18 protein-coding genes are annotated in these 17,671 nt (G+C 38.0%); 11 read left to right on the top strand and 7 right to left on the bottom strand.

Annotated elements, in window-relative coordinates; genetic code table 11:
- The 6 genes from PG840_RS12085 to PG840_RS12060 all read left to right on the top strand — a co-directional run.
- Positions 1-630: DUF6040 family protein (locus PG840_RS12085; protein WP_270613682.1), on the top strand; the 630-nt coding region annotated here is incomplete at its 5' end.
- 223 nt (positions 631-853) lie between these two features.
- Positions 854-1,765 carry an AraC family transcriptional regulator gene (locus PG840_RS12080; protein ID WP_016304806.1) on the top strand — a complete coding sequence of 304 codons (912 nt, stop codon included), beginning with the start codon at positions 854-856 and terminating at the stop codon, positions 1,763-1,765.
- Between the two features lie 88 nt (positions 1,766-1,853).
- Entirely contained in the window at positions 1,854-2,093 is a 240-nt protein-coding gene (locus tag PG840_RS12075; protein ID WP_241070699.1) for a hypothetical protein, read from the top strand.
- A 76-nt stretch (positions 2,094-2,169) separates the two neighbouring features.
- Complete coding sequence (locus PG840_RS12070; RefSeq protein ID WP_019162948.1) at positions 2,170-2,769, top strand: HDOD domain-containing protein; 600 nt, start codon at positions 2,170-2,172, stop codon at positions 2,767-2,769.
- An 11-nt stretch (positions 2,770-2,780) separates the two neighbouring features.
- Positions 2,781-3,383: a sugar O-acetyltransferase gene (locus tag PG840_RS12065; protein ID WP_117674858.1), complete on the top strand. Its 603-nt coding sequence runs from the start codon at positions 2,781-2,783 to the stop codon at positions 3,381-3,383.
- Positions 3,373-4,008, top strand: coding sequence for an HAD family hydrolase (locus PG840_RS12060; protein ID WP_118515955.1), 636 nt, complete (start codon positions 3,373-3,375; stop codon positions 4,006-4,008). Before PG840_RS12065 ends, PG840_RS12060 begins: the two co-directional genes overlap by 11 nt.
- 107 nt (positions 4,009-4,115) lie before the next feature.
- On the opposite strand, the gene PG840_RS12055 is transcribed toward PG840_RS12060, so the two are convergent.
- A complete protein-coding gene (locus PG840_RS12055) occupies positions 4,116-4,367 on the bottom strand; it encodes a DUF6061 family protein (RefSeq protein ID WP_118568760.1) in 252 nt (83 codons plus the stop codon).
- A gap of 347 nt (positions 4,368-4,714) precedes the next feature.
- On the opposite strand from PG840_RS12055, the gene PG840_RS12050 reads away from it, so the two are divergent.
- From PG840_RS12050 to PG840_RS12030, 5 genes are all read left to right on the top strand, one after another.
- A complete protein-coding gene (locus tag PG840_RS12050) occupies positions 4,715-5,554 on the top strand; it encodes a CPBP family intramembrane glutamic endopeptidase (protein WP_270613681.1) in 840 nt (279 codons plus the stop codon).
- 328 nt (positions 5,555-5,882) lie between these two features.
- Positions 5,883-7,136, top strand: a complete 1,254-nt coding sequence (locus tag PG840_RS12045; RefSeq protein ID WP_270613680.1) for an ATP-binding protein — start codon at positions 5,883-5,885, stop codon at positions 7,134-7,136.
- A gap of 629 nt (positions 7,137-7,765) precedes the next feature.
- A complete protein-coding gene (locus PG840_RS12040) occupies positions 7,766-7,924 on the top strand; it encodes a hypothetical protein (protein WP_270205768.1) in 159 nt (52 codons plus the stop codon).
- Between the two features lie 111 nt (positions 7,925-8,035).
- On the top strand, positions 8,036-9,097 hold the full coding sequence (locus tag PG840_RS12035; RefSeq protein ID WP_270205769.1) for a Fic family protein: 1,062 nt from the start codon (positions 8,036-8,038) through the stop codon (positions 9,095-9,097).
- 97 nt (positions 9,098-9,194) lie between these two features.
- On the top strand, positions 9,195-9,470 hold the full coding sequence (locus PG840_RS12030) for a hypothetical protein (RefSeq protein WP_270204003.1): 276 nt from the start codon (positions 9,195-9,197) through the stop codon (positions 9,468-9,470).
- A gap of 36 nt (positions 9,471-9,506) precedes the next feature.
- Here the strand turns inward: PG840_RS12030 and PG840_RS12025 are convergent, their stop codons facing one another.
- The 6 genes from PG840_RS12025 to PG840_RS12000 form a co-directional block, all read right to left on the bottom strand.
- Complete coding sequence (locus PG840_RS12025; RefSeq protein ID WP_117835951.1) at positions 9,507-10,136, bottom strand: YczE/YyaS/YitT family protein; 630 nt, start codon at positions 10,134-10,136, stop codon at positions 9,507-9,509.
- Positions 10,137-10,139: 3 nt separating this feature from the next.
- Entirely contained in the window at positions 10,140-12,383 is a 2,244-nt protein-coding gene (locus tag PG840_RS12020; protein WP_270205770.1) for an alpha-galactosidase, read from the bottom strand.
- Positions 12,384-12,416: 33 nt separating this feature from the next.
- Positions 12,417-13,835 carry a melibiose:sodium transporter MelB gene (melB, locus tag PG840_RS12015; RefSeq protein WP_117835955.1) on the bottom strand — a complete coding sequence of 473 codons (1,419 nt, stop codon included), beginning with the start codon at positions 13,833-13,835 and terminating at the stop codon, positions 12,417-12,419.
- A 177-nt stretch (positions 13,836-14,012) separates the two neighbouring features.
- Positions 14,013-14,930 carry an AraC family transcriptional regulator gene (locus PG840_RS12010; protein WP_270205771.1) on the bottom strand — a complete coding sequence of 306 codons (918 nt, stop codon included), beginning with the start codon at positions 14,928-14,930 and terminating at the stop codon, positions 14,013-14,015.
- 196 nt (positions 14,931-15,126) lie between these two features.
- On the bottom strand, positions 15,127-16,365 hold the full coding sequence (locus PG840_RS12005) for a sensor domain-containing diguanylate cyclase (protein ID WP_270205772.1): 1,239 nt from the start codon (positions 16,363-16,365) through the stop codon (positions 15,127-15,129).
- Positions 16,366-16,593: 228 nt separating this feature from the next.
- A complete protein-coding gene (locus PG840_RS12000; protein ID WP_270205773.1) occupies positions 16,594-17,352 on the bottom strand; it encodes a GntR family transcriptional regulator in 759 nt (252 codons plus the stop codon).
- Positions 17,353-17,671: the final 319 nt, after the last annotated feature.

The following is a 17,671-nucleotide window of genomic DNA, read 5'->3' as shown; positions in this document are numbered from 1 at the left end:
GTAGCTGTTGAGAAAAAAGTGCCCTATGAGAAATGCGATAACTGTGACCGCACTGCTTACCAAAAAGCAAAAGAAAAATGCGATAACCGTAAAATTCAGTTAGAGAAAAAATATAAAAATATGACGGCTGGTTATGAAAGTATCCTGTTTCTGCTGGCATGGTACAGTATAGCCATTACACTATTCACTGCTATCCTTTCTCCAGTTTTCTTTAGTGACTGTATTAGCTTTTTCAGTATGTTTGCTAAAGGAATCTTAAGCCTGTTTCAAAAATTTGTTGCAGGTGCAGATTCTTTCGGACAGTTAAGCAGTGGAATCTCAAATAGTATCATTTCAGGGATTGTGTACTGGCTGATTGTAAGTATTGTTATGGGAATTTTATTTATCATAACGGGATTGCTGATAATCGGGACTGGCTATCAGGTGGGGAAAATCTACCGGAAATATTGCTGGGATATTATCAGCATCATGGTGGTGATAATGAGTACAGCTATCATAATCTATTTCGGAAAATGGATAAAATCAATTATTCCGATAAACCTCATTATGTTGCTACTTCTGGTACATGCGGTTTATATCGGAATCCGATGTTATGTGAAAAACTGGCGAGAAAAACGAGGATATTTTTAAAGTAAAATGGGCAGGTAAAACTGCCTGTTTTTCACAAAACAAATATACTTATTTTTAGTTATCCAGATTTTTAGAGTCTGTGAAAACTGTTCTTTGATTTTTAACACTATTTTTTATAATCTTCCAAATGAATCTGTTTTGATTGATTGACAATTACCGAGCTATTCTAGTATATTTAATCCATAAAGCAGATACAAAATCGCAGATGTGCAGGTGAACAGACATGAAAAATATCCATAGCATTGAATTTTATACTGGAAGCAAGGAAGAACTGCTTCCCGGTTTTGAAAAAGATTTTCCCTATATCGCTTCAAGGGCAGAACTTGACAAGTATATCGGACATTATGTACCGTGGCACTGGCACAAGACAGTGGAACTTTTTTATATGGAAAGTGGTAGCATTGAATATGATACGCCGGGAGGAAAACTGTTGTTTCCGGCTGGAAGCGGCGGCATAGTAAATTCCAATGTACTCCATATGACAAAAGCAATATCGCAGAAAGAAAAGAATATACAGCTACTTCATATTTTCGATGTTTCCCTACTTGCCGGGGAACAGGGAAGCAGGATTGAACAAAAATATATTGCGCCTATCATAACAGCCCCACAGATTGAGGTAATTCCGCTTTTTCCAGGCAATGCAGAAGAAGAAAGGATTTTGAAACTGCTTGCCGCTTCATTTCGTTTATCCAGTGATGAATTTGGATATGAAATAAAACTGCGGGAAACCCTAACAGAAATATGGCTCATGCTTTTTGAACTATCCCGTCCTATGCGTGAAAAAAAGGGGGAACATAATAAAAGCAACGATAAAATAAAGCTGATGATGATATATATTCACGAACATTACAGAGAGAAAATCTCTATCCCGGAACTTGCGGCAGCAGCATACCTAAGCGAAAGGGAGTGTTATAGAGTGTTCCATGACTGTCTGCACATGACACCCGTAGAGTATATAAAGGCTTACCGTCTGCAAGCTGCCTGTCAGATGCTAGCAAAGGGGCAGGAAGCAGTTACCGTTATCAGCCATGAGTGCGGTTTGGGGAGTAGCAGTTATTTTGGAAAGGTTTTTCGAGAATACACACATTGTTCACCCACAGAATATCGGAGAAAATGGCAGAATAGTGATAGATAAGGGCAGAAAAGAAATATTTTTTCTATTCCTTTTGCATTATAATGATACCTGTAAAGTAAATCCGTCATTTACAGGAGGTGAGTGCAAAGTGGTAAAACTGAACATTCTGAACATGAAAAATTTTTTAGATACGGTCAATAGCTGTTCCGGCAAAGTAAATATGCTCTGCCCGTATGGTAAAAAACAAAACATCAATGGGGAAGAAAAGATACAGGGCAGTTTGTGGCGGCAATACTCCCAAAACAAAAACTGTTTGCGGCTTGTTTTAGAAGTTCCGAATCCAACGGACTATATGAACATTGTTTCGTACTATGCCGGGGATTGCTGATTTATCTGTAAATATTTCATCATAAAGGGGCTGGACAGTTTATCTTCCAGCCCCGCCCTTTTGAAAGGAGTTAAAAATGGAGTTGAACATTCAGACCGCAGAACTGGCATTAAGGGAAGCGGCAGAATCCAATCCGGGAGCATGGGCAGAACATTCCCGGTATGTAGCCGAAGCCTGTAAAAACATTGCGTCACACTGTAAAGATTTATCTTCTGAACAGGCGTATATTTTCGGGCTGTTACACGATATTGGACGTTATGCCGGAGTGAGTTCGGAAAGGCATCTGATAGACGGCTATCGTTACTGTATGGAGCGTGGGTGGGGAAAAGCCGCACAAATATGTATATCCCACGCATTTATGATACAGGATATTGCCACATCTATCGGAGAGTTTGATGTCAGTGATGAGGATTACCTGTTTATGAAAGAATTTGTTGCAAATGCGGTATATGATGATTATGACCGTCTTGTACAGTTATGTGACGCATTGGCTATGCCTTCGGGGTTCTGTCTTTTGGAAAAGAGATTTGTAGACGTGACAATGCGATACGGCGTTCACCCAGCGACAATAGACAGATGGAAAAAGATTTTAGAGATTAAAGAACGGTTTGAGGATCAGATTGGCTGTTCTATCTATGCCCTGCTTCCGGGCGTTATGGAAAACAGTTTTCGTTAAGGGGGGATATTGTGTATTACGAATCCAGTGATTTTTTGGAAACAGCGGACAGCGATACGTTAAAGCAGATTGCCCGCACAAGGGAATTAACACGGAAATATTATTTTTCTGATTATAGAGATACAGAAAAACGCACTTCCATTCTTCGGGAGCTGTTGGGCGGAATAGGGGAAAATGTGGCAATCGACACGCCTTTTCATTGCGACTATGGAAAAAATATTTTTTTGGGAAATGATGTGATCGTCAATATGAATTGTACCTTTGTGGATAACAAAACTATCCGAATTGGCGACAGGGTATTGATTGCGTCAAATGTGCAGATTTATACATCTTCACACCCTGTCTTACCACAGGAAAGGTTTGTGCCGGATTGGAGGGAACGTCAGACAACATTTTTTAGAACCTATGCACGTCCGATAGAAATAGAAAGTAATGTCTGGATTGGCGGCGGCTGTATTCTTCTGCCCGGAGTCACTATAGGAAAAAACAGCGTGATAGGGGCTGGAAGTGTAGTTACCCGCCCTATCCCGCCTAATTGTGTTGCAGTAGGAAATCCATGCAGGGTGATACGTTATTTTGATACAGACAGGGAAAGGTGGCAGCATGAAGTATAAGCATATCGTTTTTGACATTGACGGCACTCTGATTGATACGGAATATGCTGTATTACATTCTTTACAGGAAACTATAAAGGGATTGTCCGGGAGAGAGATAACATGTTCTGAACTAAGATTTGCGTTAGGGATTACAGGAACAGATGCTTTGAAAAAACTTGCGATAAAAGACACTTCCTATGCGATAGAATTATGGGATAAAAATATGCGTAACTATACAAATAACATTAAAGTATTTGACGGAATCGTTGAATTATTGAAAAATCTTCTAAGTCTGGATTATGAAATGGGGATTGTCACATCAAAGACAAGGGAAGAATTTACACATGATTTTTGTCCGTTTGGTATCAGTCATTATTTCAAAACAATCATATGTGCAGACGATACACAGGAACATAAACCCAATGCCGCACCGATTTTGAAATATGTGGAATTATCAAAAACAGACCATAGGAAAGTACTTTATATCGGAGATAGCAAATATGACAGTAAATGTGCGGAAAATGCGGGAATTGATTTTGCTTTAGCAGTATGGGGCAGTCATAATAAGCACATAAAAGCAGATTATTTTTTAGAAAAACCTGCCAATCTGTTATCTGCTATCACTTCAGAGAAATTTTATTAGCGATGAAAGATCGAACGAAAATGACTCCGAGGTATATTAAAAAAACTTGCTTGATCAATTATGGTGATTTTGATTAAGTAGCCTGTATGTAAAATAAAGCATACAGGCTACTTGTGGTTTACAATTCTCTCCAAAGAATCTTCTGCATCTACCCACATTTGCATATTTCCATCAAGATATAATCTTGCATATTCCAGTGGTTCGTCAATAGCAAGTGTATTTAATGCACAGTCTGATCCAGGCGTGGTTTTTAAGTCCTTCTCAGCTTCCCAGCAGTCAATGCGAAGCATATAGCCGGCACTGGTATAAACATCAATACTGTTGCATTGTGGATTATATTCTGCAAATATTGTTCTCATCGTATCTTATCTCCTTATCGATCAACAAATCATCAGTTACAAAAATCAGAAGCATTTCAATCAGTTCACCATGTCACTTTTATTTTGTGTTATACTGTTTTATATGATTTTCTTGCCCTTGTATTTTCCCTTATCAGAGTTTGTAAACACTGGCGGGACGATATAACACAAGGGAAACAATAAGGGAAAGCTCACCTGCGACAAATCCAGTGTTTTCAAGGGTTTACAGAGAATTTAATAACAAAATATAACAGTTATTAAATCTCTTAAAACAGGTGAAATCTCAATCGGAATTTGTTAAGTTGGTAGTAAATTTTTGCAATAATGAAGGTAAAGGAGAACATTTTATGAGTACAAGAAAGACGATAGGAGGGGCTTTGGGAGCCATCATTGTATTGATAGTAGCTCAAATATTAGCTCAGTTAGTGGCAAGTTTGTTTGTTTTGGTTAAAATTCCAGAAGGTATATGCAATATTATAGCAGGAATTATATATGTTGGATTAGCATTTGTTTTAAGTGAATTATTTTCAAAAAGACTACTTAAAATAAAAATAGAAAATTTGGGAATGCCAAAATTTTCAATTAAAGCTAAATGGATTATTGTAGGTGTATTATTACCTGTGACAGTAAAAGCGGTTTATCTTTTTTTCTTTTCTGGAAAGTACGTTTTTTCTGGAATGAATAGTAATCAGATTTTTTCAACACTGAGTGCTGGTATTGTTTTTACAGGCATAGCCGCTGGTTTTGTTGAAGAAATGGTTTTTCGAGGAGTTATTCTAAATCTGTTAAAAGAGAAATGGAATATTAAAGTAGCTGTATTAATTCCATCAGTTTTATTTGGATTAGTACATATTATAGAAATGGATTTTTCCATTATAAGTAGCCTGTTGGTTCTTATTGCTGGAACAATGGTGGGAATAATGTTCTCAATGGTTGCTATTGAAAGTGGTTCTGTTTGGAACAGCGGAATTGTCCATTCACTTTGGAATATTTTAATTATTGGCGGCGGTTTATCAATAAGCGAAAAGGCAGATGAATATTCGGTTATGACATATGTACTTGATTCAAAAGACTTTGTTTTCACTGGTGGAGAATTTGGAATTGAATCATCAATTATTGCACTATTAGGTTATGTTATAGTTACTTTAGCAGCAATATGTATGATTAAGAAAAAAGCAAAAGTGTAATAAGTATCAAAAAACAAAATCCAGTTTGTTGAACTGAATCCGAAAAGCATTAGGGCGCAAAGGAGATAGAATCCTTTGCGTAAAAGACTAACGAACATATTTAATGAAACATCGGAACCATCTTCTTTTTGTTGTTTACCTATAATAACGATTGGAGTAGTCGATTATAGACACTGCAATCAAAAAAATCTGAAAATATATTTATCAACGTTACATAAAAGTGTGTAGATGCACATAAAATGGGAATACATATTAAAATTCAGGTCGTTCTGTGATAGAATCTCATTACTAAAAAGTGTGCAGATGCACGGAAATGGGGAGTATAACGATGGAGATTAAAAGAGACGCTTACCTACAGCAGCTGATCGAGCGAAAAGATAATGGAATGATAAAGGTGATTACCGGCATTTGTAGATGTGGCAAATCCTTTTTGCTGTTTACCATCTTTAAGAGATACTTACTGGAGAACGGCGTTGATGTTGATCATATTATTGAAATTGCATTGGATGGTATTGAGAACGAGGAATTAAGAGATCCCAAGGTATGCTTCAAGTACATCAAGGATGCCATGAAAGACGACGGGAAGTATTATCTCCTTTTGGATGAAGTGCAGTTCATGCTACGATTTGAGGAAGTGCTGAACAGCCTGCTACGCATGAGCAATATTGATGTGTATGTCATCGGAAGTAATTCCAAGTTCCTGTCCAGCGACATTGTGACCGAATTCCGTGGCAGAGGTGATGAGATTAGAATCTACCCTCTCTCCTTTGCAGAGTTTTATTCTGTCTATGACGGCGATTATGATGATGCCTGGGATGACTACATGATCTACGGAGGATTGCCGCAGATCGTAAGTTTCCAGAGCGAACGACAGAAAGCGGACTATCTGAAGAACATCTTTGCAAATGTCTATCTGAAGGATGTTATTGAAAGAAATAAGATTCAGAACGTGGATGAGATTGGGATTCTGATTGATGTGCTTGCATCTGCAATCGGCGCACCGACCAACCCTTCAAAGATTGCCAATACCTTTGCCAGTGAGCGCCAGATGACTTATGCTAATAAAACCATCTCCAAGCATATCGACCATTTGACAGATGCCTTTTTGATTTCCCAGGCAAGCCGATACGATATTAAGGGCAGAAAGTATATCGGTGCAAATCTGAAATACTACTTTACTGATCTGGGACTGAGAAATGCACGTCTGAATTTCAGACAGCAGGAGCCTACTCATATCATGGAGAACATTGTTTATAACGAGCTGCTGATCCGTGGCTACAATGTTGATGTGGGTGTCGTGGATATCTTCGATAAGGATAAAGAGGGCAAACGTGTTCGCAAGCAGTTGGAGGTTGACTTTGTGGTGAATCAAGGAAACCAGAGATACTATATCCAGGTTGCATATGACATGACTTCGGAAGAAAAACAGACGCAGGAGTTCAATTCTCTGCGTAATATCCCGGACTCTTTCAAGAAGATCGTCATTGTAAATGGCAGCAAAAAGCCTTGGAGAAATGATGAAGGTTTTGTCATCATGGGAATGAAGTATTTCTTGCTGAATGCGAATAGTCTGGAATTTTAAGTCGATTTGAGTTGTTGCTGTGGTGTTGTTCTATTTCAAAAAAGAGTGAAATGATATAAATAAGGCCACGGCTGATTTCATATTGGAACAGCCGTGGCTCAGTTTATTTTTTTATCCGTACAAACGAGACTGTTCCGCAGATTATGTAGAACAGACAGAGTACGATTCCGATAGTGAGAACATACGAGAATAAAGATGAACTTAAGAACGAGATAAACAAAAGTTTGTTGAATTAAAAATGAAATAAAGTTCCAGTAATCATAGAGTGTATGGATTCAATTCCATATGCTCTTTTTCTTTACTGAAAAATCTAATGTTACGAGTTTCTTACGAGTGGTATTAAAAAAACTCGCAAGAAGACTCAGTTCAATGATTCTATCAAGATATTTTGCTCTCGTGATTGTTTTTATATAGTCACCCACTTTCAAAAATGGAAGTTTTTTCATTTTTCGAAAGTGGAAACTATGTAAAGGCAACCCGATTCTTTACTGAATTTCAAGAAAAATGCAGAAATTTCAAAAAATTTGCTTTTGACCACTGTAAAACATGCTCTGAGCGTTTCGTTATATGAAGGGATAATTTTTCTTTCATATTTCAAAGAAAAGAGAATAAAGAAATGTCAGAAAAAGATGTTATACAGTTCAAGAGTTACAGGAAATCTTAGGAAGCAGCAGGAAAATAATAATACTTCTGTTGCTGATGAAGTTGATTCGGAACTTCTGGCAAAAGTATTGGCAAATCCAGAGATGCGGGCGTTGCTCAATTCGCTGGCAAAGACGATGAAGTAATAAATTCTATATCCAAATGAGTATATTTATTGTGCATATGGAGAATTTATCTCCATCAAATCTATTGAAATCTCCATCATTTAGCATTAAAATGATGGAGATAAATTCAAAATGAAGGAGATTTCAATGAAAAATTTTGATTATATTACAAATCCTGCGAAGTTGCTGACACCTGAAATTGTTCAGATGGTTGGCAGTATTCATGAGCATAAAGGTAAACAGGAATTATTTCTGGAAGCAAACATAGATGAACTGAAAACACTTCTGGAAGTTGCTTTAATTCAAAGTACGGGAGCATCTAACCGAATTGAAGGTATATTTACAAGTGATAAACGTTTGGAAGAACTGGTAAGTCAGAAAGCAGAGCCACGTAATCGGTCTGAACAGGAAATTGCCGGCTACCGTGAAGTGCTGGCTACGATTCACGAAAGTTATGAATATATCACTCCAAGACCAAACATTATTTTACAGTTACATCGTGATTTATATTCTTATTCCCAAGGAAACATCGGTGGTACCTATAAGAATTCAGACAATGTAATTGCAGAAACCGATGCCGAGGGACACCAGAAAGCTCGTTTTATTCCAGTTCCAGCTTTTCAGGCTGCAGAAGCAATAGACGAACTTTGCGCTCATTTTCTTGAAGCATGGGAAGCAAATCTCATTGATAAACTGATTTTAATCCCCATGTTCATTCTGGATTTTCTGTGTATTCATCCCTTCAATGATGGAAATGGTAGAATGAGCCGTCTGTTGACTTTATTGTTGTTCTATAAAGCTGGATATATCGTTGGAAAGTATGTCAGCATGGAAATGCTGATTGAAAAAACGAAAGAAACATATTATGAAGCTCTTCAAGCAAGTTCTGTCGGTTGGCATGAGGATAAAAACAGTTATGAGCCTTTTGTTAAGTATTATTTAGGTATTATGCTAAAAGCATACAATGAATTTGAAAACCGTGTAGAACATTTGAAGTATCATAATCTTTCCAAGCCGGATAGAATTAAGGCGGTGATTGATAATAAGGTCGGTAAGATAACGAAGAAGGAAATTATGGAACTATGCCCTGACATAAGTAAGGTTACCGTTGAAAGAACACTGACGGATTTAGTTAAAAGTGGGTATATCGCAAAGGTCGGTGCAGGTCCATCCACCGGTTATGTCCGTATTTGAAAAATTATTTTCAAATAAATTACTTGTTTTGCTTTTAATTTCGATAAGAAGCATGTTCTTCTTTTACGGCCTGTAATTCGTCAGGATGCGATGCTAAATGAATGATAGCATTTATAACAAAAACGGACGCTTACTTTATGGAACGATTCCAACCCAATTTCCAGAAGAAACTATCCTCATGTCGAATACACCGCGAATGATAACCGGATCAAATCGAAAATGGATGATATATGACAGCGTTTACACTTACGGTGATGATAAGGAAATGTTCGAGCGCTTGGAATTTTCGTTTGAGAAGGATTCATTATTCAATATGAAGGTTTGGATGAAGCTACTGGTGAAAAAGAAAGGCCCGTATCCGTTCTGGATATGAGCCTTGCAAGAATTGGAGAATTGTAATCCTTAGATTTTACAAGTAAAATCTCTCCAGTTTTGTTTTAAAAAATTGAATTAATGGACCGTTGAAGCAGGCATTTATAATTGTACCAATCCCTACTACCGACCAGATTCCCGCCCCAGATGCAGTGGCAAATATGATTCCGATAATCACGACAACAACATCTGAAAGAATCCTTGCTTTATGGAATGGGATTTTTTGATGTGTCAGTTTCTCGATTATAATTGCGACACTGTCATATGGAGCGATTCCCATATCTGCGACCATATATAATGCCACTCCCATGGATGCCATCAGCTGAGCAATCAGCAGTGCAAGGATACGCAGTGGCAGATTCATCTGAATCTGCACTACATCATTTGCTACATAACAGATAAAATCTGCAATATATCCGACAAATACCATATTGATAATGGTTCCCGCACCAATGCAGGATCTTGCCTGAAAGAATACAACTACAAGAATGATCGCATTGACAAGCAACTGCCACGTTCCAAAGCTCCATCCGATAAATCCGCTGATTCCGAGATTCATTGCACTGAATGGATCCACGCCAAATTGTGAAAGTCGTAAGAAAGATACACATAATCCAATAAACAATATTCCCAGTACCATTCCGCCAGTTCTTTTTGTCTTTGTCATGACCTATCTTCCCTCCTGAACTTTTTTGCCTTTCAGCATATAGATTCTGGATTCAAAATCGGTACAAGGAGTCACATTTCCTGGCACTTCACCAGCTGTCACATCAGATGTGATCAATCCATAATTCATCAATTCATCTCCGTAATTTTCTGTATGATTCCATACATTTTCATAAACCATATCCGGGTCCAATCCCTGTAATCTAACACGGCTATACGGCTGATTCACTCCATTTAAAACACGATAGTAGCCTACGATTGCAAGCGTGCGGTCTTCATTTGTCACCATCCATACCGTCTCATTTCCTTCAAATGGACTTTTCAGACGATAAAATGTTCCAAACTGTAACACTTCTCTGTATTCTTTCATAAATGCGATTTGTTCTTTTACTTCTTTGATCTCTTCTTCTGTCAATTTGTTAAGATCCAGTTCATATCCAAAAGTTCCAAAGTATGCTACATTCGCTCTTGTATGTAATGGAGTATTGCGAAATACCTGGTGATTCGGGACAACAGACACATGGCTTCCCATACTGCTGAGCGGATAACACATAGAAGTTCCGTACTGAATCTTCAGACGCTCAATTGCATCCGAATCATCGCTTGTCCATCCCTGCGGTGCATAATACAGCATTCCCGGATCAAATCTTCCGCCACCGCTGGCGCAGGATTCAAATAATACTTCTGGAAACTCATTTGTCAACCGCTCGTACAGATCATATACACCCAAAATATAACGATGGAACACTTCTCCCTGTCTGTCTGAAGGAAGTTTGTTACTATAGCATTCCGTAATGCTTCGGTTCATATCCCATTTAATATATGAGATTTTCGATTCCGATAATAACTTTGTCATCATACCATAAATATAATCTACTACTTCTTTTCTTGCGAAATCGAGTACATACTGATATCTGCCGTGTGATGTATTTCTTCCAGGTGTCTGTAAAATCCAGTCTGGATGTGCTCGATAAAGATCAGAGTCTTTATTTACCATCTCCGGCTCAAACCAAAGGCCGAATTTTAATCCAAGTGCTTCAATTCTTTCTGACAGACCTTTGATGCCATTTGGCAGAAGCTCTTCATTTGCCACCCAGTCGCCAAGACCGGCTCTGTCATTTCTTCTCGCACCAAACCATCCGTCATCTAAGACAAACAGTTCTACTCCACATTCTTTTGCTTTCCCGGCAATCTCTACAAGGCGATCTTCTGTAAAGTCAAAATAAGTTGCTTCCCAGTTGTTATTTAAAATCGGTCTTGCCTTATCGCGCCAATACCCTCTTGCGAGTCTCTTTGCATACAGCTTCTGGAATGTCTGACTCATGCCATTTAATCCATTTTCACTGTAAACCAGAACTGCTTCCGGTGTCTGAAAGCTTTCTCCCGGTTCTAATTTCCAATCGAATCCTTCTGGATTGATCCCGGCTGTAATTCGTGTCACATTATGTGTATCTACCTCTGCCTGCATACGGAAATTTCCACTATATACAAGGCTTATTCCAATTGCTTCTCCTGCATTCTCATCTGTGTTGTGACGTTTTAAAGCAAGGAACGGATTATGTTCGTGAGAAGAATTTCCGCGCATGCTGTCGATAGCTGTTATGCCTTGCTCCAATGTTCGATTCTTAATATAGCGCTCTCTGGACCACGCACCGGACAACTGCATCCATTCATAATCCTTATCCGGAAGATCCAGGCTTAAGCTCATCATATTTAATACATGCAGATTTTTCTCACCAGCATTTTCAATATAAGCACTTCTTGCAATTGCACTATATTCATCAAAAATCGTATATAAAAGTGCCAGTTTTGCACCAGTCAGAGCATCTTTCAGAAAGATGCGCAATGTCTGTGCTTCCCCTTCGGACTCCGTATATGTTGCCGGCAATCCGGGAAGCTTTGGTTTTCCATCAATGATCTCATAACTGTCATATTGGAACTCACTAATCCTGCTGCCGTTTTCCTGCAACAATTCAATTGCCGGATGTCTGTAATCTGTCGTACCGTAAACCGGATATTCCTGTCGGATATGTTCCAATGAAAAAGTACGATCCCACTCATATATATACGATGTCATTGGGCGTTCACATTTCTCAACCAGATAAGAAAAATCTGCTTTATCATGAAGTCGTTTTCCAAAATATAATTGTCCCAGATGTCCATTTTCTAATACACATAAGATATAACTGATTTTTTCATTGTATAAATGGAAAGTTTTTGTTTCCTCGTGAAAAATAATCTGTCTCATATACTACCTCTTTTACAATTGAATTGTTGTCTCTTAAGCTGTCTGCTTTTTCGCATGCATTTCATTTACTTTTCTTGTGATTTCTTCCATCTTCTCACCTTTTAAAGTGTAGTATTTTTTGTAAATACCAAAGCTTGCACATGCAAGAATGATTGGAATCACAAGCATTAACACGCGAATACCCATTACGGTCGCTGCGCTCTGAGTTACCGCTTTTGCGTTGTATCCTACAATCTGAAGACCAATTCCTGTTAATCCACCTGCTACTGCCGTAGCTGCCTTCATAAGAAATGTCTGTGCAGAGCATGTTACGCTTTCATTTCGTACACCAAATTTTACTTCTCCATAGTCGATAACGTCTGCCATACAGCATGTTGTTACTCCAAGTGAAAGACCTGATCCGAAGAAAAGCAGTGCACAACATACAACAACTAATACATTACTCTGTGGTGCTACATATCCTGCTGCACCGAGCAGTACAAATCCAGCAATTGGAAGTCCACATGCAAATGCGTATACCTTTTCACGGCTAATTTTTGCTGCGATTTTTGGGAAGCATAAAAGTCCTGCCATCTCAGCAATAATTGCAAATCCAAAGATAGAATACAGATATTCATCGTGGCATACACATTTGAAATAATACACAGCAAAGCTTTTTGCAATCTGTGTACAAAGGTTAAATGTCAAAAGTAATCCGATAAATGCAAGCAACTGATCATTTTTTACAATTACATGAAATGCCTGTTTCAGACTTGTCTTTTCTGCTGATATACCTACTGTTGATTCCTCTTTTACATTAAATACAGTAATTCCGATTGTAACGATGAAAATAACTGCGATAATAATTGCAAAAAGTGTATATCCTTTTTCTGCGTAGAGATTGCTCTCGCCTGCTGCTTTATTCAGGTAATTGATAATATAAAGCCCAAATGTTGCTACTGAAAATCCTGCAAGACTTGCGAAAAATCTTGGAATCACGGATACTTTCTCGCGTTCGTGCGGATCATTTGTCAAGTTCGGAAGCCATGACCAGTAAGGTACATCCATGATCGTATAAGTCATTCCATATAAGATATACATAACGGATACATATACGTACAATGCTGTTCCTGACAGGTTAAAACTGTGGAATAACAAAACAAATACAACTGAATTTACCAATGTTCCGATTACAAGCCAGATTCTGAATTTACCAAAACGTGTATGTGTATTGTCAACGATCATTCCCATCATCGGGTCATTGATCGCATCCCATATTCTTGCTACCAAAAACAGTACGCCGACAAATGCCGGTGCCAGATACAAAGTATCTGTAAAATAAAGCATTAAAAATGCTCCTACTAAATTGCAAATCGCATCTTTGCCGATTGCTCCAATTCCAAAACATAATTTTTCTCTTGTAGACGCATATTTATATTGCGGATTTTTCTGAGTTTCTTTTTGATTTTCCATGATTCTCCTCCTCTAATACTCTTTTGTTTATTTGTTATCTGAGTGAAGAAACCTGTGCACTTGTTCCTTATATCTGCTGATACTAGTATAGCGTACAAAAAAAGACATCCGTTATACCTTTTTGTTAAGTATTATATCTCAAATGTTAGGTATCGGATGTCTTTTTCAACATTTCGTCTATTCTTTTTCGACTTCTCCTACATAAATTTTTTTATGTTTCTTGTATTCTTTCAGTTCGTTTTGTGCACTGATCAATCGTTCTCGGGCAGCCTTTCTGTTATCATTACGATATTGGGTCGGCGTCATTCCCATTTTCTGTTTAAATACTTTGCCGAAAGCAAGTGAATTGCGATAACCACAAGAAACTGCGATTTCCTCCACAGATAGATCTGTAAGTGCGAGCTGCTCCTTTCCTCTGGAAATTCGAAATTCCGTCAAAAATTCTTTCGGAGAGATTCCAAGACTGTTCATAAATATTGTATATAAATAGCTTCGATTTAGTGCCAAATAATTTGCTATATCTTCCACTGTGATTTTCTGTGAATAGTAATTCTTTATATAGGCAATTGCTTCCTGCACATGTATGCTTTCTTTTGTATCATTCGAATATTGCTGAATTTCAATCCCACGAGCCAGTACTGAGAAAAACTGATAGAGCTTTCCCTGGAGATAATAAAGATTTTCTGCAGTTGAACACGTATGATGAAGCATTTCAAATACAATTTCTTTCAGTTCTTCTCCATATTCACACTCGCATGTAAGCTGACGACTGTTCAGTCCGAGATCTCCGACAAATCTCTGTGCCTCCGTACCACCAAATCCTACCCAAAGGTAAGACCATGGGTCCGTTTTATCTGCCTGATAAAAGGTAAGGCTTTCTGGTTCAATCAGAAAAGCCTGTCCTTCTTTCAGCGGATACTTCGTTTCACCTACCTGATAGATACCTTTGCCCTTCATTACATAATGCAAAATATAATTGGGTCTTGCGGCTGGCCCGTAGCTATGTAATGGCTTGCATTCTGCAAATCCGCAGAAACACAAATGAAAATCTTTAAACTTTGGTTTCAACAGTTGTAATACGTAAGAATCTTCCATAATCTGTATCCTCTCTTAATCCCTAAGATCACAAGCACTTTCCAGTCATGCTTACTTTTGCTGTTGCTCACTCAGCAATAGTTAGTTTAACCGTTTTCCTTATTCTATCGCAGTATCGTGTTATTCTTCCATCAGTTTTCAAACCAAGTATTAATATGAAAATAGATCATACGCTCTCTTTTTTTGCAATATTTTATTATCTTGCGAATTTATCATTGTAACGAATATGCATATCTTTCCAATCCATGAACAATACGTAAAATACCTTTCCGTATTGCGAGTTCTCTACAATTCTTCCATGATCAAGCACAGAAAAATAAGTTCCGTCAGCTTTTCGAAGATGGAAGTGAATATAGTCATTTTCATTACCACTGTCAATCTGTTCCCAGATACTTGATTCTATCTGTTGCTGTTCATCTTCCCGGATCAAGTTGCGAAAACTTTTCTTAGTAAGTCTGAACAGTTCATCTATATCTTTATATCCTGACATATGAAGAAATTCATCATTTGCAAAAAATAGTTCATCATCTTCTTTGTCAGCTCTGTATATGATGAATGCACCTGGAAGATGTTCCGCGATATCCTTGAATGCGAATCCAAGCTGTTTGCGGGCACCTGACCGAAATCCTTCTCTGTAGACCATACATCCATTTTTTCCATGAAGCTTTATTTCATAAAGAGCGGCATCTGCGCAGCGCATGAGTTGTGAACGATTGGATGCAAATGTTGGATATTCTGCATATCCTAGAGAAATATAAAATGCATGTTCCTTACCATGGTATGAGAATGATTTAGGAAGTTTGGTGAATTTCTGCAGCTGTATATCTGCTTCTGCAAAGGTACAATTTGGTAAAAGAATGCAGAATTCGTCACCACCATTTCTTCCAAGTAATGCATCGGATGGGAAAAAAGTCTTCATGCTGTCTGCAAGATTCTTTAGTGCCCTGTCTCCGTAATTATGTCCATAGATATCATTAATAAACTTGAAATCATCGATATCAAGGAGCGCAGCCACAAAATGTGCTTTTGGATTTTTTTGAATCATTTTTTCTGCAAATTCATCAAATCCATAGCGGTTATAAATATTTGTAAGAGAATCTGTGTGCGCCAGTATCTGAAACTTTTTCTTATGTTCTTTTGCTACTAACCATACTCTGGTAAGAACTGACAGGAGAAGGCTTATTGTAAGAAATATTCCGATGATGATTATCAATAATGTGGCATTTCTCCATCCACTTTTAGGAGTTACTTCAAATTTCCAGTTTTCATCTCCTATTGTAAATGTATAAGAAACAGGACGATTTATTTGCCCATCTGATTGATAAACCACTTTATAAGTATCACTCCATGGAGCGTCTGTTTTGTATACAATCAAACTAACAAGGCATATGCCCAGTAAAAAAATAATAAGAGGCACAAGTGTTTTCTTTTTCACTCGGTTCACCTCATTTTGTCCATGGGAATTATTATAATAAAGCATTATATCACAGAAGTTGAAAAACAGAATAAGTTTTATGAAAAAACGGACTGTGCATAATCCTTATACATGAAATGAAAGAAATCCTTGCTGATGAAGTCGATCCAAAAGACAAAAGAAACATATTATGACCCCCTCAAACCAAACCCTCAAGTTTGCCCCTCAAACCATTATCAATGAAACGGATCAAAAGCTCTGTTCTTTCATGAGTGAAAGTCTGTATACACGTCTGCCGGTTTCTTCATAATGCTGATCCAGAAGATCACAGGTTGTCTGGAGATCGTTAATCCGGATGGCCTCCAACAGACATTGGTGTGTCCATACTGCAGCGCTTCCGTTATGAGAGGTATTTTGATCCGGTGTGTTTGGTTCTAAGCATTTGGCATCCTGAAGCGTTTCAGCATCTCCGCTTAACTGTCCAAAGCGATTAGCATTTTGAACCGAGAGGAACATGGCACCATTCAGTGGACTCAGCAGCTCCCACATTTTGGTCAGTCGGTTAAGCTGGGCAGAACGAATGATCTGCAGGTGGAATGTCTCATCTGCACGAACAGCCTTCATAGTATTGCCTTCGAGAATAGCCTTTCGAAATTCTTCAATACTGGCTTCCATTATCATGAGACTATAGTCACTAAGGAGGCAGTTACTTTTTTGGATTGCCAGTTTTTCAAGGCTGCCGCGCAGAAAAAAGACTTCATAAGCGTCTTGTGGAGAAAGCAGTGCGACTGTACATCCTTTGTTAGGACAGTAATCGACTAAACCTTCGACGGCAAGCTGTCGGAGTGCTTCGCGCACAGGACCTCGGCTGAGTCCGAATTTCTTGGCAATTTCAGCCTCTACCAGTTTTTCTTGAGGCTGAAGGATCCCATTGATGATCTGCTCCCGCAGAGATTCAAGAACAATTTCTGATGTAGTAGTATTTGATATTTTTCGTTGTTTCTGCATATTTACCTCATAAAATTTTCAGAATAAGTATCCGTTTTCGATAGGTACGCTTGGTTCATAGTAGAACATACCGCCAATTTTTCGCATGTTTCATTTCCTTACTCATTAATAGAAAAGATTACACGGATGTCTTTTGTCCGTTAGCAAAAAACTTATTATAATTATAGTGGATTGTTAACAAAAACGAAAGTATTATTTCCGTTGTTAACATTAAATTGAAATTGTTGACAATCCTATTAGCCTAGACTATACTTGTTTTATCAAGAGTGGCTCGGGAATTCTGCATTGTCAGAAAAAAATAAATCCTAAAGAAAAACAG

This window comes from Coprococcus sp. AM97-35, assembly GCF_027697525.1.
In the GTDB taxonomy this organism is placed as follows: domain Bacteria; phylum Bacillota; class Clostridia; order Lachnospirales; family Lachnospiraceae; genus Allocoprococcus; species Allocoprococcus comes.
This window is presented reverse-complemented; position numbering and strand designations above follow the sequence as displayed.

Coding starts and splice junctions, on each gene's coding strand:
- PG840_RS12030 (WP_270204003.1), top strand. CDS start 9,195: ATGAATGATAGCATTTATAACAAAAACGGACGCTTACTTTATGGAACG.
- PG840_RS12080 (WP_016304806.1), top strand. CDS start 854: ATGAAAAATATCCATAGCATTGAATTTTATACTGGAAGCAAGGAAGAA.
- PG840_RS12000 (WP_270205773.1), bottom strand. CDS start 17,352: ATGCAGAAACAACGAAAAATATCAAATACTACTACATCAGAAATTGTT.
- PG840_RS12035 (WP_270205769.1), top strand. CDS start 8,036: ATGAAGGAGATTTCAATGAAAAATTTTGATTATATTACAAATCCTGCG.
- melB (WP_117835955.1), bottom strand. CDS start 13,835: ATGGAAAATCAAAAAGAAACTCAGAAAAATCCGCAATATAAATATGCG.
- PG840_RS12025 (WP_117835951.1), bottom strand. CDS start 10,136: ATGACAAAGACAAAAAGAACTGGCGGAATGGTACTGGGAATATTGTTT.
- PG840_RS12040 (WP_270205768.1), top strand. CDS start 7,766: ATGTTATACAGTTCAAGAGTTACAGGAAATCTTAGGAAGCAGCAGGAA.
- PG840_RS12020 (WP_270205770.1), bottom strand. CDS start 12,383: ATGAGACAGATTATTTTTCACGAGGAAACAAAAACTTTCCATTTATAC.
- PG840_RS12050 (WP_270613681.1), top strand. CDS start 4,715: ATGAGTACAAGAAAGACGATAGGAGGGGCTTTGGGAGCCATCATTGTA.
- PG840_RS12010 (WP_270205771.1), bottom strand. CDS start 14,930: ATGGAAGATTCTTACGTATTACAACTGTTGAAACCAAAGTTTAAAGAT.
- PG840_RS12045 (WP_270613680.1), top strand. CDS start 5,883: ATGGAGATTAAAAGAGACGCTTACCTACAGCAGCTGATCGAGCGAAAA.
- PG840_RS12070 (WP_019162948.1), top strand. CDS start 2,170: ATGGAGTTGAACATTCAGACCGCAGAACTGGCATTAAGGGAAGCGGCA.
- PG840_RS12060 (WP_118515955.1), top strand. CDS start 3,373: ATGAAGTATAAGCATATCGTTTTTGACATTGACGGCACTCTGATTGAT.
- PG840_RS12055 (WP_118568760.1), bottom strand. CDS start 4,367: ATGAGAACAATATTTGCAGAATATAATCCACAATGCAACAGTATTGAT.